This is a genomic window from Methanothermobacter sp. KEPCO-1, from assembly GCF_008033705.1.
Classification (GTDB): domain Archaea; phylum Methanobacteriota; class Methanobacteria; order Methanobacteriales; family Methanothermobacteraceae; genus Methanothermobacter; species Methanothermobacter marburgensis.
Genome location: NZ_CP042937.1, coordinates 296,994 through 322,169, shown reverse-complemented (window position 1 = coordinate 322,169; position 25,176 = coordinate 296,994). Strand labels below are relative to the sequence as shown.

33 protein-coding genes are annotated in these 25,176 nt (G+C 50.3%); 15 read left to right on the top strand and 18 right to left on the bottom strand.

Annotated elements, in window-relative coordinates:
- The first annotated feature begins 31 nt into the window (after nt 1–31).
- Both guaB and FVF72_RS01590 read left to right on the top strand, forming a co-directional pair.
- Nucleotides 32–1,513, top strand: a complete 1,482-nt coding sequence (guaB, locus tag FVF72_RS01595; RefSeq protein ID WP_048174949.1) for an IMP dehydrogenase — start codon at nt 32–34, stop codon at nt 1,511–1,513.
- A 28-nt stretch (nt 1,514–1,541) separates the two neighbouring features.
- Nucleotides 1,542–2,141, top strand: coding sequence for a molybdenum cofactor guanylyltransferase (locus tag FVF72_RS01590; protein ID WP_048174952.1), 600 nt, complete (start codon nt 1,542–1,544; stop codon nt 2,139–2,141).
- On the opposite strand, the gene FVF72_RS01585 is transcribed toward FVF72_RS01590, so the two are convergent.
- From FVF72_RS01585 to FVF72_RS01555, 7 genes are all read right to left on the bottom strand, one after another.
- Nucleotides 2,131–2,334 (bottom strand): pseudomurein-binding repeat-containing protein, encoded by a 204-nt coding sequence (locus FVF72_RS01585; protein WP_013295413.1) that lies wholly within the window; start codon nt 2,332–2,334, stop codon nt 2,131–2,133. The two genes, FVF72_RS01590 and FVF72_RS01585, sit on opposite strands and share 11 nt — an antisense overlap.
- Before the next feature lie 178 nt (nt 2,335–2,512).
- Nucleotides 2,513–3,271 (bottom strand): hypothetical protein, encoded by a 759-nt coding sequence (locus FVF72_RS01580; RefSeq protein WP_147671028.1) that lies wholly within the window; start codon nt 3,269–3,271, stop codon nt 2,513–2,515.
- A gap of 17 nt (nt 3,272–3,288) precedes the next feature.
- Complete coding sequence (gene cbiT / locus FVF72_RS01575) at nt 3,289–3,855, bottom strand: precorrin-6Y C5,15-methyltransferase (decarboxylating) subunit CbiT (protein ID WP_147671027.1); 567 nt, start codon at nt 3,853–3,855, stop codon at nt 3,289–3,291.
- Nucleotides 3,856–3,878: 23 nt separating this feature from the next.
- Nucleotides 3,879–4,448: a UbiX family flavin prenyltransferase gene (locus FVF72_RS01570; protein ID WP_048174958.1), complete on the bottom strand. Its 570-nt coding sequence runs from the start codon at nt 4,446–4,448 to the stop codon at nt 3,879–3,881.
- Nucleotides 4,449–4,559: 111 nt separating this feature from the next.
- Nucleotides 4,560–5,780 carry an HD domain-containing protein gene (locus FVF72_RS01565; RefSeq protein WP_147671026.1) on the bottom strand — a complete coding sequence of 407 codons (1,221 nt, stop codon included), beginning with the start codon at nt 5,778–5,780 and terminating at the stop codon, nt 4,560–4,562.
- Nucleotides 5,781–5,790: 10 nt separating this feature from the next.
- Entirely contained in the window at nt 5,791–6,222 is a 432-nt protein-coding gene (locus FVF72_RS01560; RefSeq protein ID WP_048176468.1) for a molybdenum cofactor biosynthesis protein MoaE, read from the bottom strand.
- Between the two features lie 9 nt (nt 6,223–6,231).
- Nucleotides 6,232–6,759, bottom strand: coding sequence for a nicotinamide-nucleotide adenylyltransferase (locus tag FVF72_RS01555; protein WP_013295419.1), 528 nt, complete (start codon nt 6,757–6,759; stop codon nt 6,232–6,234).
- A gap of 176 nt (nt 6,760–6,935) precedes the next feature.
- Between FVF72_RS01555 and FVF72_RS01550 the strand changes: the two genes are divergently transcribed.
- From FVF72_RS01550 to FVF72_RS01535, 4 genes are all read left to right on the top strand, one after another.
- Complete coding sequence (locus FVF72_RS01550; RefSeq protein WP_147671025.1) at nt 6,936–8,642, top strand: ABC transporter ATP-binding protein; 1,707 nt, start codon at nt 6,936–6,938, stop codon at nt 8,640–8,642.
- A gap of 4 nt (nt 8,643–8,646) precedes the next feature.
- On the top strand, nt 8,647–9,198 hold the full coding sequence (locus tag FVF72_RS01545) for a flavin reductase family protein (protein ID WP_147671024.1): 552 nt from the start codon (nt 8,647–8,649) through the stop codon (nt 9,196–9,198).
- Between the two features lie 10 nt (nt 9,199–9,208).
- Complete coding sequence (locus FVF72_RS01540) at nt 9,209–9,604, top strand: universal stress protein (RefSeq protein ID WP_147671023.1); 396 nt, start codon at nt 9,209–9,211, stop codon at nt 9,602–9,604.
- A gap of 100 nt (nt 9,605–9,704) precedes the next feature.
- Complete coding sequence (locus FVF72_RS01535) at nt 9,705–9,890, top strand: hypothetical protein (RefSeq protein WP_013295423.1); 186 nt, start codon at nt 9,705–9,707, stop codon at nt 9,888–9,890.
- A gap of 55 nt (nt 9,891–9,945) precedes the next feature.
- Here the strand turns inward: FVF72_RS01535 and FVF72_RS01530 are convergent, their stop codons facing one another.
- The 3 genes from FVF72_RS01530 to FVF72_RS01520 form a co-directional block, all read right to left on the bottom strand.
- Complete coding sequence (locus FVF72_RS01530) at nt 9,946–10,989, bottom strand: hypothetical protein (protein ID WP_147671022.1); 1,044 nt, start codon at nt 10,987–10,989, stop codon at nt 9,946–9,948.
- Nucleotides 10,941–11,720: a right-handed parallel beta-helix repeat-containing protein gene (locus FVF72_RS09515; protein WP_370511843.1), complete on the bottom strand. Its 780-nt coding sequence runs from the start codon at nt 11,718–11,720 to the stop codon at nt 10,941–10,943. The genes FVF72_RS01530 and FVF72_RS09515 overlap by 49 nt, the downstream gene beginning before the upstream one ends.
- 122 nt (nt 11,721–11,842) lie before the next feature.
- Entirely contained in the window at nt 11,843–12,100 is a 258-nt protein-coding gene (locus tag FVF72_RS01520) for a hypothetical protein (protein ID WP_187239654.1), read from the bottom strand.
- A 322-nt stretch (nt 12,101–12,422) separates the two neighbouring features.
- On the opposite strand from FVF72_RS01520, the gene FVF72_RS01515 reads away from it, so the two are divergent.
- From FVF72_RS01515 to FVF72_RS01480, 8 genes are all read left to right on the top strand, one after another.
- Nucleotides 12,423–12,584 carry a rubredoxin gene (locus tag FVF72_RS01515; RefSeq protein WP_013295425.1) on the top strand — a complete coding sequence of 54 codons (162 nt, stop codon included), beginning with the start codon at nt 12,423–12,425 and terminating at the stop codon, nt 12,582–12,584.
- Nucleotides 12,585–12,595: 11 nt separating this feature from the next.
- A complete protein-coding gene (gene rd / locus FVF72_RS01510) occupies nt 12,596–12,757 on the top strand; it encodes a rubredoxin (protein WP_013295426.1) in 162 nt (53 codons plus the stop codon).
- The gene (locus FVF72_RS01505; RefSeq protein WP_147671020.1) at nt 12,758–13,927 is read left to right on the top strand and encodes an FprA family A-type flavoprotein; all 1,170 of its coding nucleotides are present in this window, start codon (nt 12,758–12,760) and stop codon (nt 13,925–13,927) included.
- Complete coding sequence (locus tag FVF72_RS01500) at nt 13,917–14,435, top strand: ferritin (protein ID WP_048174980.1); 519 nt, start codon at nt 13,917–13,919, stop codon at nt 14,433–14,435. Before FVF72_RS01505 ends, FVF72_RS01500 begins: the two co-directional genes overlap by 11 nt.
- Nucleotides 14,436–14,438: 3 nt before the next feature.
- Nucleotides 14,439–15,125 (top strand): peroxiredoxin, encoded by a 687-nt coding sequence (locus tag FVF72_RS01495; protein ID WP_048174982.1) that lies wholly within the window; start codon nt 14,439–14,441, stop codon nt 15,123–15,125.
- On the top strand, nt 15,126–15,734 hold the full coding sequence (locus tag FVF72_RS01490) for a superoxide dismutase (protein WP_048174984.1): 609 nt from the start codon (nt 15,126–15,128) through the stop codon (nt 15,732–15,734).
- 121 nt (nt 15,735–15,855) lie between these two features.
- Nucleotides 15,856–17,151 carry a phenylacetate--CoA ligase family protein gene (locus FVF72_RS01485; RefSeq protein WP_048174986.1) on the top strand — a complete coding sequence of 432 codons (1,296 nt, stop codon included), beginning with the start codon at nt 15,856–15,858 and terminating at the stop codon, nt 17,149–17,151.
- Between the two features lie 15 nt (nt 17,152–17,166).
- Nucleotides 17,167–17,598: an ACT domain-containing protein gene (locus FVF72_RS01480; protein WP_147671019.1), complete on the top strand. Its 432-nt coding sequence runs from the start codon at nt 17,167–17,169 to the stop codon at nt 17,596–17,598.
- A 31-nt stretch (nt 17,599–17,629) separates the two neighbouring features.
- Here the strand turns inward: FVF72_RS01480 and FVF72_RS01475 are convergent, their stop codons facing one another.
- Genes FVF72_RS01475 through purC form a run of 8 tightly spaced genes read right to left on the bottom strand, consistent with a single transcriptional unit; the run spans nt 17,630 to nt 23,267 of the window.
- Nucleotides 17,630–18,424 carry a MarR family transcriptional regulator gene (locus FVF72_RS01475; RefSeq protein WP_147671018.1) on the bottom strand — a complete coding sequence of 265 codons (795 nt, stop codon included), beginning with the start codon at nt 18,422–18,424 and terminating at the stop codon, nt 17,630–17,632.
- Entirely contained in the window at nt 18,421–19,818 is a 1,398-nt protein-coding gene (recJ, locus tag FVF72_RS01470) for a single-stranded-DNA-specific exonuclease RecJ (protein WP_147671017.1), read from the bottom strand. The genes FVF72_RS01475 and recJ overlap by 4 nt, the downstream gene beginning before the upstream one ends.
- 12 nt (nt 19,819–19,830) lie before the next feature.
- On the bottom strand, nt 19,831–20,100 hold the full coding sequence (locus FVF72_RS01465) for a signal recognition particle subunit SRP19/SEC65 family protein (RefSeq protein ID WP_147671016.1): 270 nt from the start codon (nt 20,098–20,100) through the stop codon (nt 19,831–19,833).
- Entirely contained in the window at nt 20,100–20,897 is a 798-nt protein-coding gene (locus FVF72_RS01460) for a uroporphyrinogen-III synthase (protein WP_147671015.1), read from the bottom strand. The genes FVF72_RS01465 and FVF72_RS01460 overlap by 1 nt, the downstream gene beginning before the upstream one ends.
- On the bottom strand, nt 20,863–21,579 hold the full coding sequence (gene cobA, locus FVF72_RS01455) for a uroporphyrinogen-III C-methyltransferase (protein WP_147671014.1): 717 nt from the start codon (nt 21,577–21,579) through the stop codon (nt 20,863–20,865). Before cobA ends, FVF72_RS01460 begins: the two co-directional genes overlap by 35 nt.
- A gap of 23 nt (nt 21,580–21,602) precedes the next feature.
- Nucleotides 21,603–22,253, bottom strand: a complete 651-nt coding sequence (gene purQ / locus FVF72_RS01450; RefSeq protein ID WP_147671013.1) for a phosphoribosylformylglycinamidine synthase subunit PurQ — start codon at nt 22,251–22,253, stop codon at nt 21,603–21,605.
- A gap of 3 nt (nt 22,254–22,256) precedes the next feature.
- Nucleotides 22,257–22,511, bottom strand: a complete 255-nt coding sequence (gene purS, locus FVF72_RS01445; protein ID WP_147671012.1) for a phosphoribosylformylglycinamidine synthase subunit PurS — start codon at nt 22,509–22,511, stop codon at nt 22,257–22,259.
- A 9-nt stretch (nt 22,512–22,520) separates the two neighbouring features.
- Nucleotides 22,521–23,267: a phosphoribosylaminoimidazolesuccinocarboxamide synthase gene (gene purC / locus FVF72_RS01440; protein ID WP_147671011.1), complete on the bottom strand. Its 747-nt coding sequence runs from the start codon at nt 23,265–23,267 to the stop codon at nt 22,521–22,523.
- Nucleotides 23,268–23,398: 131 nt separating this feature from the next.
- Between purC and glmS the strand changes: the two genes are divergently transcribed.
- Entirely contained in the window at nt 23,399–25,171 is a 1,773-nt protein-coding gene (glmS, locus tag FVF72_RS01435) for a glutamine--fructose-6-phosphate transaminase (isomerizing) (protein WP_147671010.1), read from the top strand.
- The last annotated feature ends 5 nt before the right edge of the window (nt 25,172–25,176 follow it).

Sequence of the window (25,176 nt, the reverse complement as noted above, 5' to 3'; positions counted from 1 at the left end):
ATAACCCTGGTGGCCTCTCAGGTGGTTAGTAATGTACGTGAAAAAATTGAAGGAAGCAGAAACCGGTTACACATTTGATGATTTTCTCCTTCTTCCCCAGGCATCATATGTGGAACCGAAGGATGTGGAGACATCTGGAAGGGTATCAAGGAACATCAGCCTCAAAATACCCATAATAAGCTCCGCGATGGACACCGTTACAGAATATGAAATGGCCATCGCAATGGCCCAGGAGGGCGGAATGGGTGTTATCCACCGGAACATGAGCATCAGGGACCAGGTGGAGCAGGTCAAGAAGGTCAAGAGATCCGGTGATCTCACCATAAGGGATGTTATAACAATCTCACCGGACTCCACCCTCAGGGAGGCCCATGAGATAATGGACCAGGAGGAGATCAGCGGGCTGCCGGTGGTTGAGGATGGAATACTCATAGGTATAATAAGCCGGAGGGACATTGAGCCCATATTCAACTCCGAGGCCGACAGAAAGGTTGACCAGGTGATGACAAGGGATGTCGTCACGGTTGATGAATCGGTAACCCCATCAGAGGCCCTTGACATAGCCTACGAGAACAAGGTTGAAAGGCTCCCTGTTGTGAAGGACGGGAAGATCGTTGGCATACTCACCATGAAGGATATACTTGAGAGGAAGAGGTACCCCAACGCATCAAGGGACAGTGAAGGTTACCTCATGGTTGCGGCAGCCACAGGGCCATTTGACCTTGAAAGGGCCCATGCGCTTGATGAGGCAGGGGCAGATATACTGGCAATCGACAGCGCCCACGGACACAACATGAACCTTGTTAAGAGCGCCGGAAAAATGAAGAGGGAGATAGACGCGGACCTCATAGTGGGTAACATCGCAACCAGGGAGGCTGCAGAGGACCTCATCGCACAGGACGTTGATGGCCTCAAGGTTGGTATAGGTCCCGGGTCAATGTGCACCACAAGGATAATTGCAGGTGTGGGCGTGCCGCAGCTCACCGCCATAGCCGAGGTGGCTGATGTGGCAGCAGAGTACGATGTTCCTGTGATCGCCGATGGTGGTATAAGGTACTCAGGGGATATTGCAAAGGCAGTGGCAGTTGGGGCGGACTGTGTCATGCTGGGGAACCTGCTTGCAGGTACCTATGAGGCCCCGGGGGACGTTGTTGTTATGAATGGCCGTAAGTACAAGCAGTACCGTGGCATGGGATCCCTGGGCGCAATGACCGGTGGTATAGGTGCCGGGACAGACAGGTACTTCCAGGAGCCCAAGGGGCACATGAAACACACCAAGGTCGTCCCTGAAGGTGTTGAGGGCGTTGTCCCCTATAGGGGAACGGTGAGCGAGGTCCTGTTCCAGCTAATCGGGGGTCTCAGGGCATCAATGGGATACTGCGGCGCCGCAGATCTCGGTGAGATGAAGGAAAGGGCAAAGCTTGTGAGGATAACCTCAAGCGGTATCAAGGAGAGCCACCCGCACGACCTCCTCATAACCAATGAAAGCCCCAACTACCCCACCCTCAAATAAATCATTTTTTTCTGTAATTTCAGATCCAATGAAGAACCGTGAACTGAACTCCTCTGTGGTCCTCTGTGGAGGGATGGGCAGGAGGATGGGATCAGATAAGGGCCTTCTTGTGATGGATGGAAGGCCATTCATTGAGATAATAACAGATAGGCTGCTGGAATATTTCAGTGAGGTGGCAGTGGTCTTCCGTGACAGCAGCCAGGCAGGTAATTACAGGGATCTTCTTGATTCCAGTATCAGAGTCCTCACAGATGAGGTGCCTGGTGTCGGCCCGCTGGGGGGTATATTCACAGCCCTTGGAAGAATATCAGGTTCCGCGGCCCTCTTTCTCCCCTGTGACTCCCCCCTTGTTACCCGGGAATTTCTTCTGAATATGAAGGATGCCTTCAGGGTGATGGGGGATAGGTGTGATGCCATTGTACCCTGCAGGGATGGTCTACCAGAGCCGCTACACTCAATCTACTCGGTAAAAATAAGGGACCATATAGAGAGTCTGCTCGCCAAAAATGAAAGGAGAGTTAGGGTTCTCCTTGACTCCATTGAATCCTGCCGCCTAGACGCTATCAGTCTGGATCCAACCCTTCGGAGTTTCAGGAACTTCAACAGACCGGAGGACCTCAGGATCTGATATCAACTGTGCGTGGATTCCTTCCCATCTCAAGAACAAACTTATTTACCCTCTCGATCATGTCGATGTAGTGTTCTTTGTGGATTTTCTTCCCATCGACGAGGGCATATTCCGGTAAAGACCCGTACAGATTCTTGAATTCAATTATCTCATTAACCATTTCCCTATACTGCTCAAGGGTCAAACGTTCCATGGATACCAACCATTGGAGTTTTTTTATAATCTCTCCGTCATAATATATAAGTTATACGATTTTATTTTCAAAACAAGGCATTATTAAAAATTTAAATTAAAATATGAATGAATATGTCTCCTTATATTCCTCTTTATGGGGCCTCCTTTAGGTAAAATTCTCCAGTGTACTGAAATCATCACTCAAGAATTTCCACCCTCGCGTCCCTGTTGAAGGGGTTCTTCCTCACGGCAAGTGAGAAGAGGTAGGGGTAGTTTTCACTGAGGTGTTCCATGTATCCCAGCCACTCAGAAACAACGGCAGAGTAGGCCCTCTGGAGGTCACCGGCCAGGTGATCATAGTCTGTGGGAGGTAGAGATGAGAGGTCCTCTCTTGCCTCAAGTTCCTCCATGAGATGAAAGACCGCCCAGAGCATGTCTGTGAAGCTTTCATGCTCAAGTAGATTGGGGTTTTCAAGAAGCCCCAGTAGAAACTTCCTACGGGACGTTAGGAAAACTTTGAGGTACTTGAGGAGTTCAACACTTTCAGGGGACCCCAGCTCAAAATCAAATTCGCATCCCCTTATCTCACTGAGCATTCCCTTAAAGTCATCTGGGCTCCATGATGCATCTATCTTAAGTTTTGATGCAATTCTATCTGTATTTGACTCGAAGGTGGATACCCTCTTAAGGAATTCGGTGCCCACCTCACTGAAGAACGCCCCCACGACCATGTTGAGTTTTTCGAGTCTCTCAACAAGTTCACGCCGGGATATGGTGGCCTCCACGATTATAACAACGATCAGAATTTCCAGGGGCACAAATGCAAGGTCTATACCGATATAGAATAGTTCAGTCTCTGGCTTATGGAATATGAAGTAGAGGAGAAGGTAGATGGAGGATGATACAAGTAAAAGCAGAATACCCAGCCTGAATTTCCAGTTTAGCCTTGAGTTCATATCATCACCTGAGAATCTTAATCTGAATTCTCCGTGTAAACCACTGCAATGGGGTTCTTTGAAACCATCATGGTCCCCCTTTCAAGTACACGACCCCTTGTTATGCTAAGCTCGGTTATGTTCACGTCAAATCCAAGCTCCTTCAGGTACTTAACGGCCTCGCACCTTGTCTCAAGGAGTATTGCGGTTATAAGGATCCTTCCACCATCTCTAAGTTTATCTGTAACCACTTCAAGTATTTCCCCCAGTCTACCGCCGCTTCCCCCGATTACAGCAATGTCCAGTGCATCAATTTCAGAGAGAGCTTCCACCGCATCACCACATATAAGGGTGACGTTATCCCCCAGCCCATGCTTTTTAAGGTTCATCTCCGTTGTTGAAATTGCATCGGGGCTTTTATCGATTGCATAGACCCTTCCAGCCCTCCTTGAAAGTTCAAGGGTCACTCCACCGGTTCCACACCCCACATCAACCGCGGTGTCCCCTTTCCGGGGATCTGCAAGGCACATAAGGAGGCACCTAACCTCCATGGCTGTTGGTCCCGGTACAGAGGGGTTCTTTATAAATTCATGGTCAGGTATCAACTCACACCACCGTTACACTCACTTTAAGGCCTTTTCATGTCCTCACCGCTCCACCTTCTGAAGAGTTCATTCTCTATCCCCAGGACGTCGAGCACCTTACCCGCTATGAAGTCGGCGATTTCCTCTATTGATGATGGTCTGTGGTAGAATCCGGGCATGGCAGGGAGTATTATACCCCCCTCCCTTGAGACCCTGAGCATGTTCTCAAGGTGCACGCTTCTAAGCGGGGTCTCCCTTGGCACAAGGACGAGTTTACGCCTCTCCTTGAGGCACACGTCAGCGGCCCTTGTGAGTGCATTGCCTGCATATCCGTTGGCTATCGCTGATAGGGTCTTCATTGTGCACGGCGCTATGACCATGGCACTGAAACTGGAGGATCCACTGTTAACTGCTGATGTGAAGTCATCAGAATCAAAGCACTCATCAGCCATCTCCTCCAGGGTTTCAGGGTCATTTTCAAGTTCATATCTGATTATATCACGTGCAGTATCGGTTATCATGAGTCCAACATTTACCCCGGCGTCCTTCAGGGCCCTGAGTATTCTATCCCCGTAGATAACGCCACTTGCACCTGTCATTGCCAGTATTATCATCTGAATCACTTCTGAATGTTTTATGGATGATCATTTCTTTTTTGATGAGAATTTATCTGATTTGAGGTACTTGAAGGGTTTTATTTTGTTATGGCCATGATCGGGTATTATTTATCGGAATTTGAGGTAATCAGGTACCGTGAGGCGGAGCTGCCTGGGGTGTGCAGGTCTTCTCTCAGGGAGGTCCATGTAGTCGTGGAGGCTGAATTCCCTGAATGCCGCGGCGGATTCACGGGGCACGTAGACACAGATATCTGCATGGTTGAACCTCGCCTCCTTCAGTGCCCCCACCAGACTTGATATATGGCTCAGGTTCACAATGGAGTCCCCAACAGAAACCTGGGTCCTCATCTCATCAAATGCAGGGTACTCGGGAAGGTTAACCACAACATAATCAGGGTCCAGGTCCATGTCATCTGCAATTTCCTTTTCAGCCCTTCTTATCTCGGCATCTGTGATCCTGAATACCCTCTGGGGGTCCTCGAGTTCATTGAGCTTCACAGAGTCCACGGTCTTGAGGAGGTCACGGTTATCCAGTCTCCTGATCATATCCCCTGCGAGGCCCTCCTGATTCCTGCACATGACAATGAGGTCCATGTCATCGTACCTGTATATCCTGGACTCATCAAGCACCCCCTCAGATATGAGGCTCCTCAGGCACCTCCTGAACATGGAGTTAACGATCCTTGTGGTGTGGTGCTGGTAAACGCTGGGATACATGAAGTACCTTGCAAGCAAAGCCGACTCTGCGGCCTGAACACCCTTCCTGTCAAGGACAAGGTCGTTCTCCATCTTCATATTGTATATAAGCCTTTCAACGTCTATTATACCGTAGGCCACCCCTGTGTAGTGGGAGTCCCGCAGCAGATAATCCATCCTGTCAACGTCAAGCTCCCCGTTGATCGCCTGCCCAAGGACACCCTCGCCCCTAAGTATCCTCATAACCTGTTCAAGGTCGAACTCCTCTGATATTATGTCACCGAGCACAGATTCCCTTATGAGTTCCCTTGTGAGGCTCTCATGGGACCTTTCAAGGACACCCTCTGATACATGGGAGAACGGACCGTGCCCCACGTCATGGAGGAGGGCGCAGAGCCTCAGTATACTCTTCTTTTCAGGTCCAAGGTTGAGGTGCTCCGCCAGCCTCGATGCCAGGTACATGGCCCCTATGGAGTGTTCGAACCTTGAATGGTTTGCCCCTGGGTATATCAGATTTGTGAATCCCAGCTGCTTTATCCTCCTGAGCCTCTGAACATGGGGTGTGTCAACAATCCTCACCTCAAATTCGGTGAGTTTCAGGTTACCGTGGACGCTGTCCCTTATGAATTTCATTTTAAGACTCCTAGCCACCTGACATGATAACGTTCCTGCCGCTGGTGGTGTACTCCTCCTTTTTGAAGTCTATTTCATACTTTGTCCTCTCGATTATCTCTTTGAGGGCATCAAGTGTTTCCCCGCGGTGGGGTCCTGCAACCGCAACCATGAAGAGGGTCTCTGATACATAGAACTCCCCAACGTAGTGTACAACGGCCACGTCCTTCACAGGGTACTTCTCCATCACATCCTCAACTATCCCCTCAAGTTCCCTCTGGGCCTTTTCAATGTCTGGTGTTGTGAGTACAAGTTTCTCTGTCCTCTCATCATCAACACCACGGACGATACCCTCAAAGGTGAACACTGCTCCGCATTCATCAAGGTAGGGGCTCTTCTTCACATGTTCCAGGAGGTCATCCATTCTGAAGGCCTCCTTTTCATCTGTCACCATGACCATCATTTCTGACACCTACACCAGTTCACTAACTTCCTTTTTTGCAAGGTGTTTTATTCTCTCAACACCATTTATTTCCTCTATAACCTCAACCACAGAGTCTGGAAGGAGTGAGCGCCAGTCACCATCATCCAGCATCCTCCGCCTCACCTCTGTCCCTGAGTACCTGTCCCTGTAGAAAAGGGGGGGTGCAGTCACCTCATAGCCGTCCTCACTGAAGAGCCGCTGGACAAGGGGGTTCCCACTGTATACCCTGTCAAATGGGGGTGTCAGCATCTTTATATGTGCAACCCAGAGGGCGTTGCACTCTATGTCCTGGACAGGTATGATGTAGTAGCTTGATGCGGGGATACCGTTCTCACTGAGTGCCTTGGTCAGCATCATCACCCTCTCACCGGCGGTGAAGGGGTCCCTGAGGCTGTGGCTCAGCTGGGCGCTCCCGATACATATTATGAGTTCATCAACCTCCCCGAGCACCCTCTTTATAACCTGGAGGTGTCCCCGGTGGAATGGCTGCATCCTTCCAACCAGCAATCCCCTCATTCATATCACCGCATAAAGGTTATTATGTCAGTAAAACTATTAGAACTATAGTGGTTCTAGTATATATTCATGGCAGCACGTTGCTGTAACGATTGGAAATTTTCACTGGCAGTTTTTCAGGCACTGCCATGAGATCTGGTATCTTTGAACCTTGAAGGAATGGTTGCGGTGATGCAATGATAAGGGTGGAGAACCTCACAAAGACCTATAAACTTGAGAATGGAGATGAATTCAGGGCACTTTCTGATGTTAACCTTGAGGTTTCTGAGGGAGAAATACTGGGAATACTCGGAATGAGTGGTTCAGGTAAGACGACACTTCTGAGGATCCTGAGGGGTGTTGAACCCTTTGATTCAGGGAGGATAACCCTGGATGATGTAACCGTTGAGTCTGATTCAGGACAGTACTACTTCTCAAAGCTCAAAAAGAAGACTGCAATTCACCTCCAGAGGTCCTTTGGTCTCTGGTCGGAGACCGCCCTTCAGAATGTCATAAGGAAGCTGTACGCTGCAAAATATGGTGACGAGTCAATGACAGACTTTGACTTTGCCTATGATGAATTCGGTGAGGAGGCAATGGAACTCCTCAGGGTGGTTGGACTTGACCACAAGGCCGAGCACTTTGCACCTGTCCTCAGTGGCGGCGAGAAGCAGAGGCTCATAATGGCCAGGCAACTTGCAAAAAAACCCAGGGTACTCCTTCTTGATGAACCCGCAACCATGTCATGCCCGGGGACGAAGCAGGAGATACTGGATGCCATACGGAACATCAACAGGGAACTGGGTGTCACGGTGGTGCTGGTCTCTCACCTGCCTGAAGTCCACGAGTACCTTGCAGACCGCCTGGTTCTGATGGAGGACGGGCGCATCATTGATGAGGGGGAACCCTGGAGGATCATAGAGAGGTTCATGAGGGACATTGAGCCCCCGGTTGACTACACACCCCCCAGCTCAGATAGGGAGATCCTCAGGGTCAGGGACCTGTCCAAGAGGTTTGTACTCCTCAAGGGCGGGGCAGTCCTTGAGATGAGGGATGTTAACCTTGATATCAGGGAGGGTGAGATAGTATCCATAATAGGGCCCAGTGGGGCCGGCAAGACGGTGCTCCTCCGGATGATCGGTGGACTGGACCTTCCTGATGAGGGTACGGTGGAGTTCAGGCTCAACAGTGAATGGGTTAACATGCATGAACCTGGCGTTAAAAGGATGGGTGTGAGGAGGAAGATGGGTTTCATGCATCAGGAGTTTGCCCTTGTACATCACGCCACCATAAGGAGTCAGATAGCCTCAAGACTCGGTGTTAAGGGTGAACATGTTGTTGCAGAGGCAAGGAAGAGGGCCGAGGAGCTGGGAATAAGTGACATGGTCCTTGATGTTCTCTACCAGCTCACGGATCTTCCTGAAACAGAGGCCCGTTACAGACTAGAGAAACTTGGCCTCTCACCTGAGATACTTGAGGAGCTCTTCCCCAGCTTCCCTGACAGTGAGGTTAAGAGGTATGCTGAGCCCATATTCAGGGCCCTGAACCTCCCCCTGGACATACTTGACAGGAAATCCTATGAGCTCTCAGGGGGTGAGCGGGTGAGGGCGACCCTTGCCCTTGTCCTTGCATCAAGGCCCGATGTCCTTGTCCTTGATGAGCCGTTCGGGGACCTTGACCCCATAACACTCAGGATGGTTTCAAATTCCCTCAAGAGGATCAACATGGAGTTCGGGACAACCATAATCATGGTGAGTCACCATGTGGATTTCATAAGGGAGCTCAGCACAAGGGCTGTGATGGTTGAGGACGGCCGTCTTGTAATGGACGGGGAACCAGATGGCCTCTGCGACGAGTTTGTTGAAAGGAGCCATGCAAAATACCTTCAGAGGGTTAAGGGGTGATATAGTGGAATTTGAGAATTTTCCTGTTGAGAATGCACACAGAATACTTACTCCAAGGCCAACGGTCATTGTAACAACGGTGGATGGGGATGGGAATATAAATGCGGCCCCATTTTCCTTCACCATGCCTGTATCAATTGACCCGCCAATCGTGGCGTTTGCATCTGCACCGGACCACCACACTGCAGTGAATGTTGAGGACACCCATGAGTTTGTACTTAACATAACGCCGGTGGATATAATTGATGAGATGTGGATAACCGCCAGGGATCTCCCGGCGGGTGAGAATGAACTTGAGGCCGCTGGTCTTACCTGGATTCCCTCAGAGAGGGTTAAGCCCCCAAGGATAGCAGAGGCGGTCGCGCACCTTGAATGTGAACTCCTCCGGATGTGTGAGGTTGGCGACCACAACCTCATAGTGGGCTCAGTTGTGAATGCATCGGTCTGCTCTGGGTGCATAAGGGATGGGCTCCTTGATGTTGAATCTGTTAAGCCAGTTCTCCATGTGGGTGGCACAGTGTTTGTTGTGGGGGATCATGTGAGGCGGATTGAATAGGTGGTTTGTGATGTTTGAGAGGATCATGGTTCCAACCGATGGTTCAGAGTATGCAGCAAAGGCAGAGGACCTTGCCATTGAACTTGCAGGGCGTCTAGGGTCCGTGGTTGTTGCTGTGCATGTTATCGATGAGAAGCTTATCTACCCCTTTGATGTCCTTGAGGATGAGGGAAAGGAGATCCTGGCGGCTGTGCAGAGAAAGGGCAGGGAGGCCGGTGTCCAGGTGGATGAGGTCCTGGTATTTGGGAGCCCGGCGCATGATATGAAGAAGATCTCTGAGAAGACAGGGGCGGATCTCGTGGTTATCGCATCCCATGGGCGTTCGGGTCTTGAGAAGCTTCTTATGGGCAGTGTGGCTGAGACCACCCTCAAGACGGTTGAGGTACCGGTACTCCTTGTTAAATAAACCTTCCTTTTTTGCTCACCGAAAGATATATAAGGGATATATATCATTATTTGATATATCAAAATTTGATATATAATATTTCGATGTATGAGGTGTTATGTTGAGAAGGGTGTTTAGAGGAATCCGGGAGTACCTTACGGACTGGAAGAACCTGTTAACCCATACCGTTGTGGGTGTGCTTATACTTGCAGTGGCGGTTTATGCCCCTGTAAGTCCTTATGTGAGAATGGGTTTTGTTGGGTGTGTTGTGGGCTTCAATGTGGTGAGGATGAAGTATTTTGACTGAAAAAATTAACATTTTCTTATTATTTTATGATAAAAAAATGTAAAATGGGGTTTTTTTAGATACTCACGTAGCTGGGGAGTTTTCTGTAACTTCCGTAGAATCCCAGGACTTTGCTGTATAGGTGTACGAGTCTTGTGAAGGGTATTTTCCCATATCTGGTTGTTGCGTATTTGGGTGCCGTTCCGTATCTGTTTATTGAGTTTCTTATGGTGATTGCTGTGGATATGTAAAGTGATTTTGAGAGTCTGATTGATCTGGTGGTTCCTGTTGAGCCTGTGTAGCCTACGGTTCGTGTGCTGAGTGGTTTCAGGTTGCCTGCGTTGATCTGGATGGTTGCACGTACAAGGAGGTCCAGGAGCTGTGCCATTGTGAATTTTTTTCCTGAGATTGTCACTGAGGATGGGAGTCTTTTGTAGCGTGCATAGTATTTTATGACAGAATTTGCAGTTCCTGAAAGCTGATTTATTGTTATACCTGCAGTTACCAGTTTAGGTGGGAGTGTTCCGATGGTTACATTGTAATGGCCAGGTTGGGTGATTGTTAGTGTGAATTCGATTATTTTTGTTTCTCCGGGGTTCAGGGTGGTTGTCTGGTTTTGTATGGATCTCTGGTTTACCTTGAGGATTGCTGTATAATCGCCTGCAAAGTCTCCTGTGTTGGTGATCATGGCTTTGATTCTGATGTTTAGTGGTGTTATTCCGGTTGTGGGTGTGACTGTTAAGTTGCCTAGTGCGAATGTGGCTGGTTTCAGGACTGTGACTGTGGTGTTTACTGTTTCGTTGTCAACTTCGGCACATACCGTGGCAACACCCCTCGTGTTTAGGCCGGTTAGTGTTGAGGTGGCGGTGCCATCTGTGAAGTTTGTGTCTTCTATCGAACCGAGGGTTGTGGAGAAGTTTGCGGGACCTGTGTACGGGATTAATCCTTCAGATGGATCATGCAGTGCTCCGTTACTGTCGTGCTGGAGGTCCGCGGTTATCTGTGAGTTTCCACCTATTAGGACTGTGCCAGGGTTGGCATTGATTCTCAGGACGATCCATGGGTTGTATGTTACACTTCCTGAGACAAGGATTGAGAAGTCTGGAGTGTTGGAGCCCACCAGTTGAATCGGGCATCCACAGCACTATTATTTGCGTAGACGTTTATCCCGGTCTGGTCCGGGTTGTTGAATATCCGGCAGAACATGATTCTGGCGGGTTCTGGGCAATCACGCACAATTATTGCTCCAGCAAGGGGTGCTGTGTTGTTGGTGAGTGTGGTGTTTGTTATTGTTAGTGTGGAATTAGTAACTACTTCTATTGCTCCTCCTTGTCTATTTGCTGTGTTGTTGGTGAGTGTGGTGTTTGTTATTGTTAGTGTGGAGGATGAATATGTGATTATTGCTCCTCCTTGTCTATTTGCTGTGTTGTTGGTGAGTGTGGTGTTTGTTATTGTTAGTGTGGAGGATGAATATGTGATTATTGCTCCTCCTTGTCTATTTGCTGTGTTGTTGGTGAGTGTGGTGTTTGTTATTGTTAGTGTGGAGGATGAATATGTGATTATTGCTCCTCCTTGTCTATTTGCTGTGTTGTTGGTGAGTGTGGTGTTTGTTATGTTTACGTTTGAGAAATTATCTGCGTATATTGCTCCCGCTACATTGGTTGCTGTGTTGTTGGTGAGTGTGGTGTTTGTTATTGTTAGTGTGGAATAAGTAACTACTTCTATTGCTCCCGCTACATTGGTTGCTGTGTTGTTGGTTAGTGTGCTGTTAATTATCGTTACTGTGCAGAACTCTGCTAATATTGCCCCCCCATTTTTTGCTGTGTTGTTAAAAAATAGGCAGTTTTCGATTGTTAGGGTTGGGTTTTCTATTACTATTGCAGATTTATCGTTTGAGTAAGCATCCCTGATTGTTAAATTTGATAATTTGGAGTCCTTTGTGATTGTGAATAATCTTGGAGTTCCCTCCAGTTTTATGACGGTACCCTCTTTGACTGGCCAGTAATTGTCAGTTTCTTGTCGATGTTCACGTTCCTGTTATCTGGACCGGTGTATTCGCCGTCTGCAAGCCATATAACATCATTGTCTGCGGCCGATCCAGTTGCATTCTTTATGGTGGCCTTTGCTGCTGCCCATGAGAGTCCGTCATTGTTGTCATCCCCCCCAGTGGCATTAACATAGATATCCACTGCACTGGCCGTACCAGAAAAGGCTATCGCAATAAGACCCACTAAAATTAAAGGAAGATATCTTTTCATTAAATCAACTCTAAGTCTTGCCCGTACCTTTGGTACAATGTATAATATCGTTTCGGGAACTATTAAAGTTTTTTAGAAACCTTTAAATTTAGCCAGAATATTAGAAGGATTTTTTCGCTGAATTTTTAAACCATGTTACTGTTCAGCAATTTATTTTTAGTTTCTCTGACCTCTTGATGGGTCTCCCCTTAAGAAGGCAATTAAAGGTTTTCATGGAAACTCCATAGATAATTTTAAATTTTTAAAGAGTAATAATAATATAGTGTCCCTAAAATTGAAGAGAAAGGTGTTAAACTTGAAAAGATACAAATGCAGGGTTTGTGGATACATCTACGACCCTGAGAAGGGCGAACCAAGGACAGACACACCACCAGGAACACCGTTTGAGGACCTCCCTGAGACATGGAGGTGTCCGTCATGCGGTGCAAAGAAGAAGATGTTCAAACCACTTGACTGAGAGGTGAATAAATGGACAAATACGTCTGCCAGATGTGCGGATACATCTACGACCCTGAAGAGGGAGACCCCACATCAGGGATAGAACCAGGAACAGCGTTTGAGGACCTCCCCGACGACTGGGTATGCCCTGTATGTGGCGTTGGAAAGGACCAGTTCAAGAAGATGGATTAAATGAAAGCCAGAAGAATTGCAGATGGGGTTTACTACACCGGTATCCTTGACTGGGACCGGAGGACCTTTGATGAGCTTGTAGCCCTCCCAAGGGGCACAAGCTACAACTCATACATCGTCTCTGGAAGCAGTGCCACGGCACTCATTGATTCTGCAGAACCCTCAAAGAGCAGTGAATTCCTGGGGATCATAGGGGAAATGGAAACTGACATCGACTACATAATCTCCCAGCACGCAGAACAGGACCACTCAGGTACAATCCCGGAGCTCCTTGACATGTACCCTGACGCAGAGGTCCTGGGGACACCTGCCTGCATTGAACTCCTCAGGGAACTTCTAAGGATCGATGGAAACTTCAGGACAATTGAGGATGGTGAGACACTCTCCCTGGGTGACAGGACGCTGAGATTCATTGTAACACCATGGGTGCACTGGCCCGACACCATGGTAACCTACCTTGAGGAGGAGCGGATACTCTTCACCTGCGACTTCTTTGGATCACACCTTGCAACATCAGACATCATGGAGGTGCCTGAGGGTTTCCTGAGGGAGGCCAAGAGGTACTACGCCCATATCATGATGCCCTTCAGCCAGATGGTCACATCCAACCTCAGGAAGATCTCGGACCTTGACATATCACTCATAGCACCATCCCATGGCCCACTGGTATCCATACCTGACCTCATAATCGATGCATACAGGAGATGGACCTCTGGGGGCAGTAAAACGGTGATCGCATACACCACCATGCACAGAAGCACGGAGATCATGGTTGAGAGACTCACAGAGAAACTCATGGAACTCGATGTGAGTGTAAGACCCATCAACGTTGCAGAGTCCGATACCGGGGAATTCCTCACTGAACTCGCGGATGCCTCGGTCCTGGTTGTTGCATCACCCACGGTGCTCACAAGACCCCACCCGGCAGTTGCATCGGCACTCTACCTTGTGAATGCACTGAGACCGCCGGTGAAGCACATTGCACTGATGGGATCCTACGGGTGGGGGACACTCATTGAATCCGAGGTCAAGGGTCTGCTATCCAACCTGAACGTGGAGTACCTTGAACCAGTCCTTGTGAAGGGCCTTCCACGTGAGGAGGACCTTCAGAGGATAGATGAACTTGCCATTCAGATAAAGGAAATAGGGGGTGAATTAAATGGTAAGTGAAAGGATGCAGGAGGCCCTCAACAGGCAGCTCAACGCTGAACTCTACTCAGCATACCTCTATCTTTCAATGGCCGCCTACTATGAGGCCTCTGACCTCCCGGGATTTGCAAACTGGATGCGTGTCCAGGCCCAGGAGGAACTTGCACACGCAATGAAGTTCTACGACTACCTTGTCCAGAGGGGTGCAAGGGTCGTGCTTGAGGAGATAGAGAAACCACCATTCGAGTGGGAGTCCCCACTGGAGGTATCCAAGCATGTCCTGGAACATGAGAGGAAAGTGACGGGACTCATAAATGACCTTGTTGACCTTGCAATCTCAGAGAGGGACCATGCAACCAACAATTTCCTCCAGTGGTTCGTTGCAGAGCAGGTTGAGGAGGAGGAATCCGCGGGTTCAGTGCTCCAGAAGGTGCGCCTTGCATCGGATTCACCAAGCGGCCTCCTCATGCTTGATGCGGAACTCGGAAAGAGGGTTTACAACCCACCAGCAAATGAAAAGGGGGAATAGTTTATGGGGGAGAAGGTATACGAAGTCAGAAAGGTGAAGAAGAAGGGGCGCGGCATGCCCCTCATAGGGGATAAATTCCCTGAAATGGAGGTCCAGACAACCCACGGGCTGATGAAACTCCCGGCTGAATTCAAGGGGAAATGGTTCATACTCTTCAGCCACCCTGCAGACTTCACACCTGTCTGCACAACAGAGTTCGTGGCGTTCCAGGAGGTCTACCCTGAACTGAGGGAACTTGACTGTGAACTTGTGGGCCTCAGTGTTGACCAGGTATTCTCACACATCAAGTGGATCGAATGGATAGAGGAGAACCTTGATACCGAGATCGAGTTTCCTGTGATAGCGGACACGGGGAGAGTCGCGGATACCCTTGGACTCATACACCCGGCGAGGCCCACAAACACGGTGAGGGCGGTATTTGTGGTTGACCCTGAGGGGATAATCAGGGCTATACTCTACTATCCACAGGAACTTGGAAGGAACATCCCTGAGATCGTGAGGATGATACGCGCCTTCAGGGTCATAGATGCCGAGGGTGTGGCTGCACCTGCAAACTGGCCCGATAACCAGCTCATCGGTGACCATGTGATAGTCCCACCGGCATCTGATATTGAAACCGCCAGGAAAAGGAAAGAGGAATACGAATGCTACGACTGGTGGCTCTGCCATCGCAGCATAGGTGGTGATTAGATGGAGAAAAAATTCTATGAACTCCCTGAACTTCCATACCCCTACGATGCCCTTGAACCATACATATCAGAGGAGCAGCTGAGGATACATCATGAGAAGCACCATCAGGCCTACGTGGATGGGGCCAATGGCGTCCTCAGAAAACTCGACGATGCCAGGGAGAATGACGAAGAAGTTGACATCAAGGCGGCCCTCAAGGAACTCTCATTCCACGTGGGGGGCTACGTCCTGCACCTATTCTTCTGGGGTAACATGGGACCCGCAGATGAGTGCGGTGGGGAACCCGGCGGACGGCTTGCGGAGTACATAGAGAAGGACTTTGGAAGCTTTGAACGCTTTAAAAAGGAGTTTTCTCAGGCCGCTGTGAGTGCGGAGGGTTCAGGATGGGCTGTACTCACCTACTGCCAGAGGACCGACAGGCTCTTCATAATGCAGGTTGAGAAGCACAACGTCAACGTGATACCCCACTTCAGGATCCTCATGGTCCTGGATGTATGGGAACACGCCTACTACATTGACTACAGGAACGTGAGACCCGACTACGTTGACGCATTCTGGAACATCGTAAACTGGAAAGAGGTTGAAAAACGCTTCGACGACCTCTTCTAACTCCATTAATTTTTTAAGAACCTTTTATTCTAACTCCCAGGTAGCATTCCCGTGATGCATAACATTTATTTTTAAATCACCATAAACATCTAAGAGTTACACTGATTCGGGAATGATTCAGATGATCTGGAACAGGGAAATGGAATGCATAAGCAGGGAGGAACTGGAGGAAATTCAGCTTAAAAGGCTTCAGGACACAGTAAGGAGGGCATATGAAAACGTACCCTACTACCATGAGATGTTCGAGAAGGAGGGCGTGTACCCTGAGGACATAGAGTCACTGGACGACATCACAAGGTTGCCCTACACCACCAAGGATGACCTCCGCAAGGTCTACCCCTTCGGGATGTTCGCTGTCCCCAGGAAGGAGATAGTGGAGGTCCACACATCCTCAGGGACCACAGGAAAACCCGTTGTCTCAGGCTACACCCGGGAGGACATAGAGATATGGAGTGAGGTCATGGCCAGGGGCCTCACAATGATGGGCCTCACAGAGGATGACGTCATCCAGAATACCCATGGTTACGGCCTATTCACCGGCGGATTCGGGGTCCACTACGGTGCACAGAAGATTGGGGCGACCGTTATCCCCATCTCAACTGGACAGACAAGGAGGCAGATAGAGATAATGAAGGACTTCGGGACAACGGTCATGATATTCACACCATCCTATGGCCTCTACCTCTCTGAGGTTGCAGCTGAGGAGGGCTTTGACCCTGCCGAATCCCAGTTAAAGGCAATAGGATTCGGGGCTGAGATGTGGACAGAGGAGATGAGGGCCGAGATAGAGAGGAGGTTCAATGCACCGGCCTTCAACATATACGGCCTCACTGAAATCATGGGCCCGGGGGTTGCAATGGAGTGCGGTGAGAAGAATGGTCTCCACGTTGCAGAGGACCATTTCTACCCTGAGATCATAGATAAGAATGGTGAAAGGGTCGGTCCAGGTGAAAGGGGTGAGCTGGTACTCACAACTCTCACAAGGGTGGGGATGCCGGTTATAAGGTTCAGGACAAAGGATATAACCTCAATAGATTATGGGCCATGTGCCTGTGGCAGGACCCTTGCAAGGATCTCAAGGATCACAGGCAGGGTCGATGACATGCTCAAGGTCAGGGGAGTTTCAGTGTTCCCCTCCCAGATAGAAAAGGCGCTCCTCCGCATAGATGGTATTGAGCCACACTACCAGATAATAGTGACAAGGCCCCACCTCATGGATGAACTTGAGGTGAGGGTGGAGACCTCCCCTGAACTCTTCTCAGATGACATCCGGCAGATGGTGGAGACCAGGGACCGGATCGAGGAGTTCATAGAGAACGAGATAGGCCTCAGGGTTAAGGTGACCCTGGTTGAACCCGGCACAATACCAAGGAGTGAGGGGAAGGCAGTAAGGGTGATAGATAAGAGGAACCTTTAAATTAGTGGTGATACCATGAGGGTTAAGCAGATATCAATATTTCTTGAAAACAGGAAGGGAAGGCTCTGGAAGGCACTGAGTACACTTGCAGAGGCAGGTATAAACCTTAGGGCCCTATCACTTGCAGATACATCAGAATTCGGGATACTCAGGCTCATAGTCCCTGAACCTGAACGCGCGGCAGATGTGCTTGAAAAGAGCGGCTTTGTTGTTAAGCTGAAGGACGTCGTCGCAGTTGAGATGGATGACAGGCCAGGGGGTCTTGCATCAATCCTCGGGGTCCTCAAGGACTATGACCTGAACCTTGACTACATATATGCATTTGTCCATGAAAAGAAGGATAAGGCGATACTCTTCATGAGTACAGAGGACCTGGATGCACTTGAAAGAGCCCTGAGGGATGCCGGAATCCGGATGGTCCCACCAGAGGAGGTCTACTCCCTCTGAGCGGAATATTCAACCATATTAGCTTGGGGGTCTACTCCCCCTTAATCCTGACATCCTCAACCGAGTACTCTATGCCCTCCTCTTCCAGTTTCTTTGTTATGCTTCTGCTCATCTTACCAACTGCAAGTACGAGGACATTCAGGCCCCTCTTTGCGGCTGCAAGGGCAGCATGGGGGGTTGCAAATTCAAAATCAACATTTAAGTTTAACCTGGTCGCCGCTGCCCTTGAAACTGTCCCCATTATACCTATCCTGTCCTGGTCATGGGCGAGTTCCCTTATCCTTTCAAGGTCCGCTGCCCCTGAACCGCCCTCGGATATCCCCGGGAGAACCGCGATGGTCACCTTTCCCCTCTGAAGGGGTATGGTGCCGCTGAGTTCTGTGAGGGCCACATCCTCACCCTCTGAGGCACTTTTCATGACTGTGGCATGGGCCTCCCCGTTGGTCCTCCTCCGGGCGTAGAGGACGCCGTCGTCCATGAACAGTTCGACATCATCACCCTCGTTGAGGTCCTCCCAGGCGATGGCTGGCCAGATGGACTTGTAGGAACTCATGTACTCCAGGACCTCATCGGCGTATTGCCTGAGGCTCACAGCAGCCCTCTTGAGCTTCTCACCACCCCTCCTGGTTATCTTGTAGTGGGACCTCCCGCTTCCTGCCTCCACAAGGCCCTCTGCTATGAGGCTCTTAATGTTCTCAGACACTGCCTGAACCGTTATTCCGAGTTCATCTGCTATATCCCTTTGCCTCACATAGGGCTGACGCCTTGCTATCTCACTCAGCACCTGGAAACGTGTAAGTTCACCCTTCTTTCTGAAAGCCTTCATCCATTCACCTTAACCTTTTCTATGGCCCTGTTAAGGAGTCTGAGGAATTCTTCCTCATTCTCAGAGGGTATGTATGCTCCGCAGGCAGTCGCATGACCACCGCCGCTACCCCCAACCTTCTCAGCCACCCTCTGCATGATTGAACCGAAGTGTATGCCGTCAAATGCAAGTAGGCGGGAGCACCTCAGTGAAACCTTGAGGCCATCGCCGGTTTCAGCAAGGCCTATCATGGGCCTCCTCCAGTCACCGTAGCCCAGGAGCATACCTGCAACCGTACCCACCACAGCGGTTTTCACGCCGGGGGCGTGGAAGTACTGGAGATTATCCATATCCCTTATGAGTTCCTCGTCCATTATCCGGTCGAGGGTAACCGCAAGGTAGGCCCGGTGTTCCCTGAGGACATCCTCAAGTTCCTCCAGCTTTTCATGGCGATCACCCCCGATGATATCCATCGCAAGCTTCCACTTTGAGTTCCGGTTACACGCGTTAACTGCGGTTGAGAACTCTGAGAGGTCCCTGAATACCGTGTACCTCTCCTCTGATCTTAACTCGTAGACCTCACCGAGTATGAGCCTGGGGAGGTATTTATGGTACCTTCTGGGGACCTCGTTGACCATCATACGGTATATCTCGTTGAAGAGTTTCCTTTTCTCGTCATCTGTAAGATCACAGAGCCTCCTCTGGGTTTCATCGTTTTTCAGGGGTATGCCCAGGTTCTTAAGCCTTGCTATGCACTCGTTGGTGTTGTTTGTTGTTGGCAGGGTGACATCCCCGAAGTAGGAGAGTGCACTTACGATGGATCTGGTGTGTCTACCGTAGATTGTAAGGTCACTGCAGCACTCAACCGCACCCTCCATTATACTGTCCTCCAGGATCACCCGGTTGGCCCCAACCATCTTACCGGTCCTGATGTTCTGCATGTCACCCACCGCGGCAAGGAGCCCCATCCAGCTGAGATTGGTGTATCCAAACTGCCTTGCAAGGAGATATGATAGGCCCCCACCTGAGATGCTGGTTGAACCATCCATTCCATAGAAGATTGGATTTATTTCAAGGAGCTCACCCCGTGGAGGTTCAAAGTTTCTCTTTCGGAGGGGGGGATGGTGGTCGAGTATGAGCACACGGGAGCTCCTTTTCATGTTTTCATGGACCATCTGTCCGGATCCAAGGTCACTGAAAACTGTGAGATCCGGACCATGTTCAACCTCAGGGACCTCATTGATGTTTATTATGCTGATCTCATGGTCCTTCCCGAGACCCTCAAGGAGTTTGCTGAGGATTGTTGCCGCTGTTATACCATCACAGTCTGTGTGGCTGTAGACTGTAACCGTCTCAGCCTCCTCAATCAGCTTACGGGCCCTTCTGAGCGCACCTTCAAGTTCGTCCATGTTCATTATCCCATACCCTCAGTTCTTCTTTGAGGACCTCACAAGCCTTGCAAGTTTTATGAGGAGTTCCCTCTTACTCCCATCATATTCAACAAGAACCCTCCCTGATGATTCCCACCATGAGGAAGGGTATGACTTATCAGATTCCATACGGGCTTCAAGCTGGAGTTTTTTTGCGGCCCTGAGTATTTCACTGGCACTTGGGGATTCAACCGCGTATTCAAGGGGCACCCTTCGCCCCTGGCTCCGTGATTTCCGTGAATCGAGATAGGCTGGCCATATTATCATTATTTACCCTCCATCATCCTCTCTGAAAGTTCGGCTAGCATGTCCCTGACCGTGTACCTCTCTGGGATGACTGCATCAAGACCATACTCCTCAAGTTTACTGAGGGTTATGGGGCCTATTGCAGCCACTTGTATCCCCCTGAGGGCATGGATAAGATCCCCCTCCTTATCACCTGCAATTTTAAAGAGGTTTTCCACTGTGAGGGGACTCGTGAATGTAACAGCATCCACCTCCCCCTTGAGTATACCCTCTATCATTTCCTCCGCCGGTGCCGTGTCCTCTGGTATCCCCGAGTGGTAGGCCTCTGCAACAAGGACCTCCGCACCCATCTCCTCAAGTCCCATAGGGAGGACCCTCCTTGCAGAGAGCGTCCTTGGAAGGGCCACCCACATCCCCCTGAGGTCGTATTTTCTGAGGGCCTCAAGGAGACCCTCTGCGGTGTAATCCTCAGGCACCAGGTCCACCCTGAGACCCACCTCAGATGCTGCATGGGCAGTCTTGGGTCCTATGACCGCGACAATACAGTCATCCCTGAGTTTCTCATGGAAGTCCCTGCATGTGCTGAACAGGGATTCAACAGCCGCCGGGGAGGTGAATATAACCAGGTCCCATTCAGGGGCCCTCCTGCACACCTCCCTGAGGGAATCTGTTTTCAGGATCCTCAGCTCGAGGGTTGGGGCGACAAGGGCCCTTCCACCGGCACCCTCGATCAGTTTAACAGCAGCAGATACCCGCTCGGCGGGCCTTGTGAGGGCGATGGTCTTACCCCTGAGACCCTCTAATTTCCCGGTAGACATTAACAACCTCACCCACCACTATGATTCCAGGCGGCCTCAGATCCTTTTCTGCTATGTCCTCAAGGGTGCCGAGGATAACCCTCTCATCCTCTGTTGTCCCCCTCTCAATCACACACACAGGGGTTTCAGGGGGCCGGTGCTTCATGATCTCCTGCATGTTCTCCCGCACGTTACCCACACCCATGAGTATTATGAGGGTGTCGGCCCTGTAATCCCAGTGAACCTGTTTTTCAGGTTTTGTGGGGTCCTCGTGTCCTGTGACAACAGTGAAGGATGTTGCAACACCCCTGTGAGTCACAGGAAGCCCTGCAGATGTGGGAACGCCCACAGCGGAGGTCACACCGGGGATGACCCTTGCCTCAACGCCGGCCTCCCTGAGCGCAAGGAGTTCCTCGCCACCCCTCCCAAAAACGAATGGGTCGCCGCCCTTGAGCCTCACCACTGTTTCATGCTTCTTACCCTCCTCAACAAGGATCCTGTTTATCTCATCCTGTGTTTTGTGGTGTTCACCGGCTTTCTTACCCACGTATATCAGTTTTGTATCTTCAGGGGCGTATCTGAGTATCTCCTCACCTGCCAGCCTGTCATACACAACGACGTCAGCCCCCTCAAGAACCCTTATGGCCTTGAGTGTTATGAGCTCAGGGTCCCCTGGACCCGCCCCAACAAGATAAACCACCATGATAATCACCTTTTTGCTCTGAATCAGATCTTCATTATGCCCCTGAAGAATTTGAAGCCATCCTCTGATCCGAGTATCATCTCTGAGGCCCTTTCCGGGTGGGGCATCACCGCGCACACCATGCCTGATTCATCACACACCCCTGTTATCCCGTCAAGGGAGCCGTTGGGGTTTTCACCGTGGAACTGCAGCACGACCTGGTCGTTATCCCAGACCTCGCTGACGTTTTCATGGTAGTATCTCCCCTCTGCATGGGCAACAGGCATCCTTATAACCTCATCCCGTCTGAATAGCCGTGTGAAGGGGGTTCTCGTGGTCTTAACCTGGAGGCTGGTCCACTGGCAGTTGAATTTGGGGTGCTCGTTCACGGTGAAGACCCCCGGGACGAGCCCAACCTCTGCAAGGATCTGTGCACCGTTACATATTCCGAGGACAGGTTTTTCCTCCCTCACCAGATCCTTAACAGCGTCCATGACTGGCGTTATGGCTGCGATTGCACCTGCACGCAGGTAATCCCCGTATGAGAATCCCCCGGGGATTATAACCGCGTCCAGGTGTCCCAGGTCCCGCTGATTCCACCATACATACTCGGGCTCTGCCCCGGCAAGTTCCAGGACATGGTAAACGTCACGGTCACAGTTGGATCCAGGAAACCTTATAACTCCCACCCTCATGTTTCAGCCTTCCATCTCCGTTATACTGAAGTCGTAGTCGTGGATAACCGGGTTGCAGAGGAGGCGCTGACACATATCCTCAACCTCCCGCCTGACATCCTCAGAACTCTCCTCATCCATGGTGAATGTTATGATGTCACTTGTATCGGTATTTTCAACCTCATATCCAAGGAGTGCCAGGGCCCTCTCAATTGTGGACGCCTCCGGATTGAGCATACCCTTCTTGAGCCTTATTCTGACCTCAACCATAAATTTCATCCAATCACCTCAGATTTTAACGTTCCATCTTTCAATGTCTTCCCTGTCAAGTATCATCTCAGCAACCCTTCTGTAGGCGCTCACAACGCCCCCCTCTCCCCGTCGGAATATGTCCTTGTCCAGTGGTTTCCCGGTCTCCACTTCCCAGAGGCGACAGGTGTCAGGGCTCACCTCATCACCCAGGCGTATCGTTCCGGAGGAATCCCTTCCAAATTCCAGTTTGAAGTCAGGCAGAATTATACCCTTTTCCCTGAAGAACTCCACAAGGACGTCATTTATCTTAAGTGTCATCCTCCTTATCTCTGAGATCTCGTCCCTGGTTGCTATTCCGAGGGCGAGGATTATGTCCTCATTGAGCATGGGGTCGCCGTGCTCGTCGCTCTTGTAGTCCATCTGTATGATGGGGGGCCTGAATTCCTGTCCCTCAGTGAAGGGGAATCTTCTAACAATACTTCCAGCTGCAATGTTCCTCAGTATAACCTCTATGGGTATCATTTCCAGTTTCCTTGCAAGCATGCATCCTGGCTCCTTAAGTTCCAGGTACTGGGTTGGTACACCGGCCCCCTCAAGGACCTCAAATATCTTTGCTGAGATGACAGAGTTATAGTAGCCCTTCATTTCAAGGGTGTCCTTCTTTTCACCGTCACCTGCGGTTATATCGTCCCTGAACCTCACGGCAACGATTTCAGGGTCATCTGTCATGAGAACATCCTTTGCCTTACCACTGTAGAGTGGGCCGTCTATTTTCACGTTCATGCTATCACTTTTAGAGCCTTGGGATTAAATCTCTCCTCTAAGACTTATATATGTGTAAATCTTATTAGAGTTATATTACGATTCAGTTTATATAATCTTGTGAACCTTATCATGCTTCTAAGGGTGATTAAATGTGTGGCATTGTGGCTTGTATACTCAAAGATAACAGGGCGGCGCCGGTACTCCTTGAATGCGTCAGGAGGCTTGAGTACAGGGGCTATGACTCTGTAGGTATTGCAACGGCAGACCCAGTGATAAATATCAAGAAGGACAGGGGTAAAATCGACGAGGTGGACTCAGAACTGGATCTCGCTGATCTACCGGGCAGCATGGGGATAGCCCATGTCAGATGGGCCACACACGGTCTTCCAACCGCTGAGAACGCCCACCCACACACAGACTGCACTGGGGAGATAGCAGTCGTTCACAACGGGATAATAGAGAACTACCTGGAGGTTAAGGAGGAGCTTGAATCCGAGGGCCATGTCTTCAGGTCCGAGACAGACACTGAGGTTATACCACACCTCATAGAGAAGTACATGGATGAGGGGATGGACCTTGAAGCCGCAACAGCCACGGCACTCAGAAAACTTAGGGGTGCATATGCCATTGCAGCCATATCCTCAAGGGAACCCGGCAGGGTGGTGGGTGCAAGGAAGGAGAGCCCCCTCATAGTCGGTGTCGGTGATGGCGAGTTCTTCCTGGCATCTGATGTCCCGGCCATCCTGAACCACACCAAGAACATCATATACCTGGATGACGGTGAGATGGTCATAATTGACGGTGATGTGCGTATAAGGGACCTTGATGGTAACACGGTGAGGAAGGAGGTCCATGTAATTGACTGGACAGCCGACATGGCTGAAAAGGCAGGATACGATCACTTCATGATCAAGGAGATACATGAGGAGCCAGGGGCCGTCAGGGACACCCTCACAGAGATGGATGATGTTATGCGGGTGGTTGAGGAGATAGGTGAGGTTGAAAGGGTATGCTTTGTTGCCTGCGGAACCTCCTACCACGCATCACTGGTGGGCAAATACCTCTTTGAGAGCATCCTGGGCATACCCACCGATGTCATCCTTGCAAGCGAGTTCAGGTACTCTGCACGTGCCCTCACAGACGGGACCCTTGCAGTATTCATAAGCCAGTCCGGTGAAACAGCCGACACCCTGAACGCATTGAGATCTGCAAATTCAAGGGCCAAGACCCTGGCGATAGTCAATGTCCTTGGAAGCTCAGCAACAAGGGAGGCCCAGCATGTCCTCTACACAAGGGCGGGTCCTGAGATAGGTGTTGCAGCCACAAAGACCTATGTGAGCCAGCTCACCATCATATACATGCTGGTGGCTGCCATGGGCGCCCCTGAGCTCATTGAGAAACTCGAAGGGGTCCCTGCTATCATGGAGGAGGCCCTTGGGGATGAGGACAATATAAGGGCCCTTGCATCCCGCTACAGCAAGGTGAGCGACTTCTTCTTCATAGGGCGCGGGTTTTCCTATCCAACAGCCCTTGAGGGCGCACTTAAACTCAAGGAGATAACATACATCCATGGTGAGGGTTATGCTGCGGGGGAACTGAAACACGGGCCCCTGGCACTCATCGATGACGGGGTGCCTGTTGTTGCCATTTCACCCCCCGGGCCATGTCACGACAAGACCCTGAGCAACGTTGAGGAGGTCAGGGCGAGGGGTGCGAGGGTTATAGGTGTTGGGAGCACCCTTGATGAGGCCCTCAGGAAGGAGGCCGATGACTTCATAGGCCTGAGCCCTGAGGTCGATGAGGTACTATCGCCCCTTGTCTACATCGTTCCCCTGCAGCTACTCTCATACTATGTGAGTGTTGAGCGGGGACTTGACCCTGATAAGCCAAAGAACCTTGCAAAGTGTGTAACCGTTGAATGATGGAG

What these genes read in the sequence shown, in the direction of transcription:
- FVF72_RS01540 (WP_147671023.1), top strand. Translation starts at nt 9,209, where the DNA reads ATGTTTGAGAGGATCATGGTTCCAACCGATGGTTCAGAGTATGCAGCA.
- FVF72_RS01460 (WP_147671015.1), bottom strand. Translation starts at nt 20,897, where the DNA reads ATGTCTACCGGGAAATTAGAGGGTCTCAGGGGTAAGACCATCGCCCTC.
- FVF72_RS01495 (WP_048174982.1), top strand. Translation starts at nt 14,439, where the DNA reads ATGGGGGAGAAGGTATACGAAGTCAGAAAGGTGAAGAAGAAGGGGCGC.
- recJ (WP_147671017.1), bottom strand. Translation starts at nt 19,818, where the DNA reads ATGAACATGGACGAACTTGAAGGTGCGCTCAGAAGGGCCCGTAAGCTG.
- guaB (WP_048174949.1), top strand. Translation starts at nt 32, where the DNA reads ATGTACGTGAAAAAATTGAAGGAAGCAGAAACCGGTTACACATTTGAT.
- FVF72_RS01465 (WP_147671016.1), bottom strand. Translation starts at nt 20,100, where the DNA reads ATGATAATATGGCCAGCCTATCTCGATTCACGGAAATCACGGAGCCAG.
- FVF72_RS01505 (WP_147671020.1), top strand. Translation starts at nt 12,758, where the DNA reads ATGAAAGCCAGAAGAATTGCAGATGGGGTTTACTACACCGGTATCCTT.
- FVF72_RS01555 (WP_013295419.1), bottom strand. Translation starts at nt 6,759, where the DNA reads ATGAGGGGATTGCTGGTTGGAAGGATGCAGCCATTCCACCGGGGACAC.
- FVF72_RS01550 (WP_147671025.1), top strand. Translation starts at nt 6,936, where the DNA reads ATGATAAGGGTGGAGAACCTCACAAAGACCTATAAACTTGAGAATGGA.
- FVF72_RS01565 (WP_147671026.1), bottom strand. Translation starts at nt 5,780, where the DNA reads ATGAAATTCATAAGGGACAGCGTCCACGGTAACCTGAAACTCACCGAA.
- glmS (WP_147671010.1), top strand. Translation starts at nt 23,399, where the DNA reads ATGTGTGGCATTGTGGCTTGTATACTCAAAGATAACAGGGCGGCGCCG.
- FVF72_RS01560 (WP_048176468.1), bottom strand. Translation starts at nt 6,222, where the DNA reads ATGATGGTCATGGTGACAGATGAAAAGGAGGCCTTCAGAATGGATGAC.
- FVF72_RS01485 (WP_048174986.1), top strand. Translation starts at nt 15,856, where the DNA reads ATGATCTGGAACAGGGAAATGGAATGCATAAGCAGGGAGGAACTGGAG.
- FVF72_RS01475 (WP_147671018.1), bottom strand. Translation starts at nt 18,424, where the DNA reads ATGAAGGCTTTCAGAAAGAAGGGTGAACTTACACGTTTCCAGGTGCTG.
- cobA (WP_147671014.1), bottom strand. Translation starts at nt 21,579, where the DNA reads ATGGTGGTTTATCTTGTTGGGGCGGGTCCAGGGGACCCTGAGCTCATA.
- FVF72_RS01490 (WP_048174984.1), top strand. Translation starts at nt 15,126, where the DNA reads ATGGAGAAAAAATTCTATGAACTCCCTGAACTTCCATACCCCTACGAT.
- purS (WP_147671012.1), bottom strand. Translation starts at nt 22,511, where the DNA reads ATGAAATTTATGGTTGAGGTCAGAATAAGGCTCAAGAAGGGTATGCTC.
- FVF72_RS01500 (WP_048174980.1), top strand. Translation starts at nt 13,917, where the DNA reads ATGGTAAGTGAAAGGATGCAGGAGGCCCTCAACAGGCAGCTCAACGCT.
- FVF72_RS01580 (WP_147671028.1), bottom strand. Translation starts at nt 3,271, where the DNA reads ATGAACTCAAGGCTAAACTGGAAATTCAGGCTGGGTATTCTGCTTTTA.
- purC (WP_147671011.1), bottom strand. Translation starts at nt 23,267, where the DNA reads ATGAACGTGAAAATAGACGGCCCACTCTACAGTGGTAAGGCAAAGGAT.
- FVF72_RS01480 (WP_147671019.1), top strand. Translation starts at nt 17,167, where the DNA reads ATGAGGGTTAAGCAGATATCAATATTTCTTGAAAACAGGAAGGGAAGG.
- FVF72_RS01570 (WP_048174958.1), bottom strand. Translation starts at nt 4,448, where the DNA reads ATGATAATACTGGCAATGACAGGTGCAAGTGGCGTTATCTACGGGGAT.
- purQ (WP_147671013.1), bottom strand. Translation starts at nt 22,253, where the DNA reads ATGAGGGTGGGAGTTATAAGGTTTCCTGGATCCAACTGTGACCGTGAC.
- FVF72_RS01585 (WP_013295413.1), bottom strand. Translation starts at nt 2,334, where the DNA reads ATGGAACGTTTGACCCTTGAGCAGTATAGGGAAATGGTTAATGAGATA.
- FVF72_RS01590 (WP_048174952.1), top strand. Translation starts at nt 1,542, where the DNA reads ATGAAGAACCGTGAACTGAACTCCTCTGTGGTCCTCTGTGGAGGGATG.
- rd (WP_013295426.1), top strand. Translation starts at nt 12,596, where the DNA reads ATGGACAAATACGTCTGCCAGATGTGCGGATACATCTACGACCCTGAA.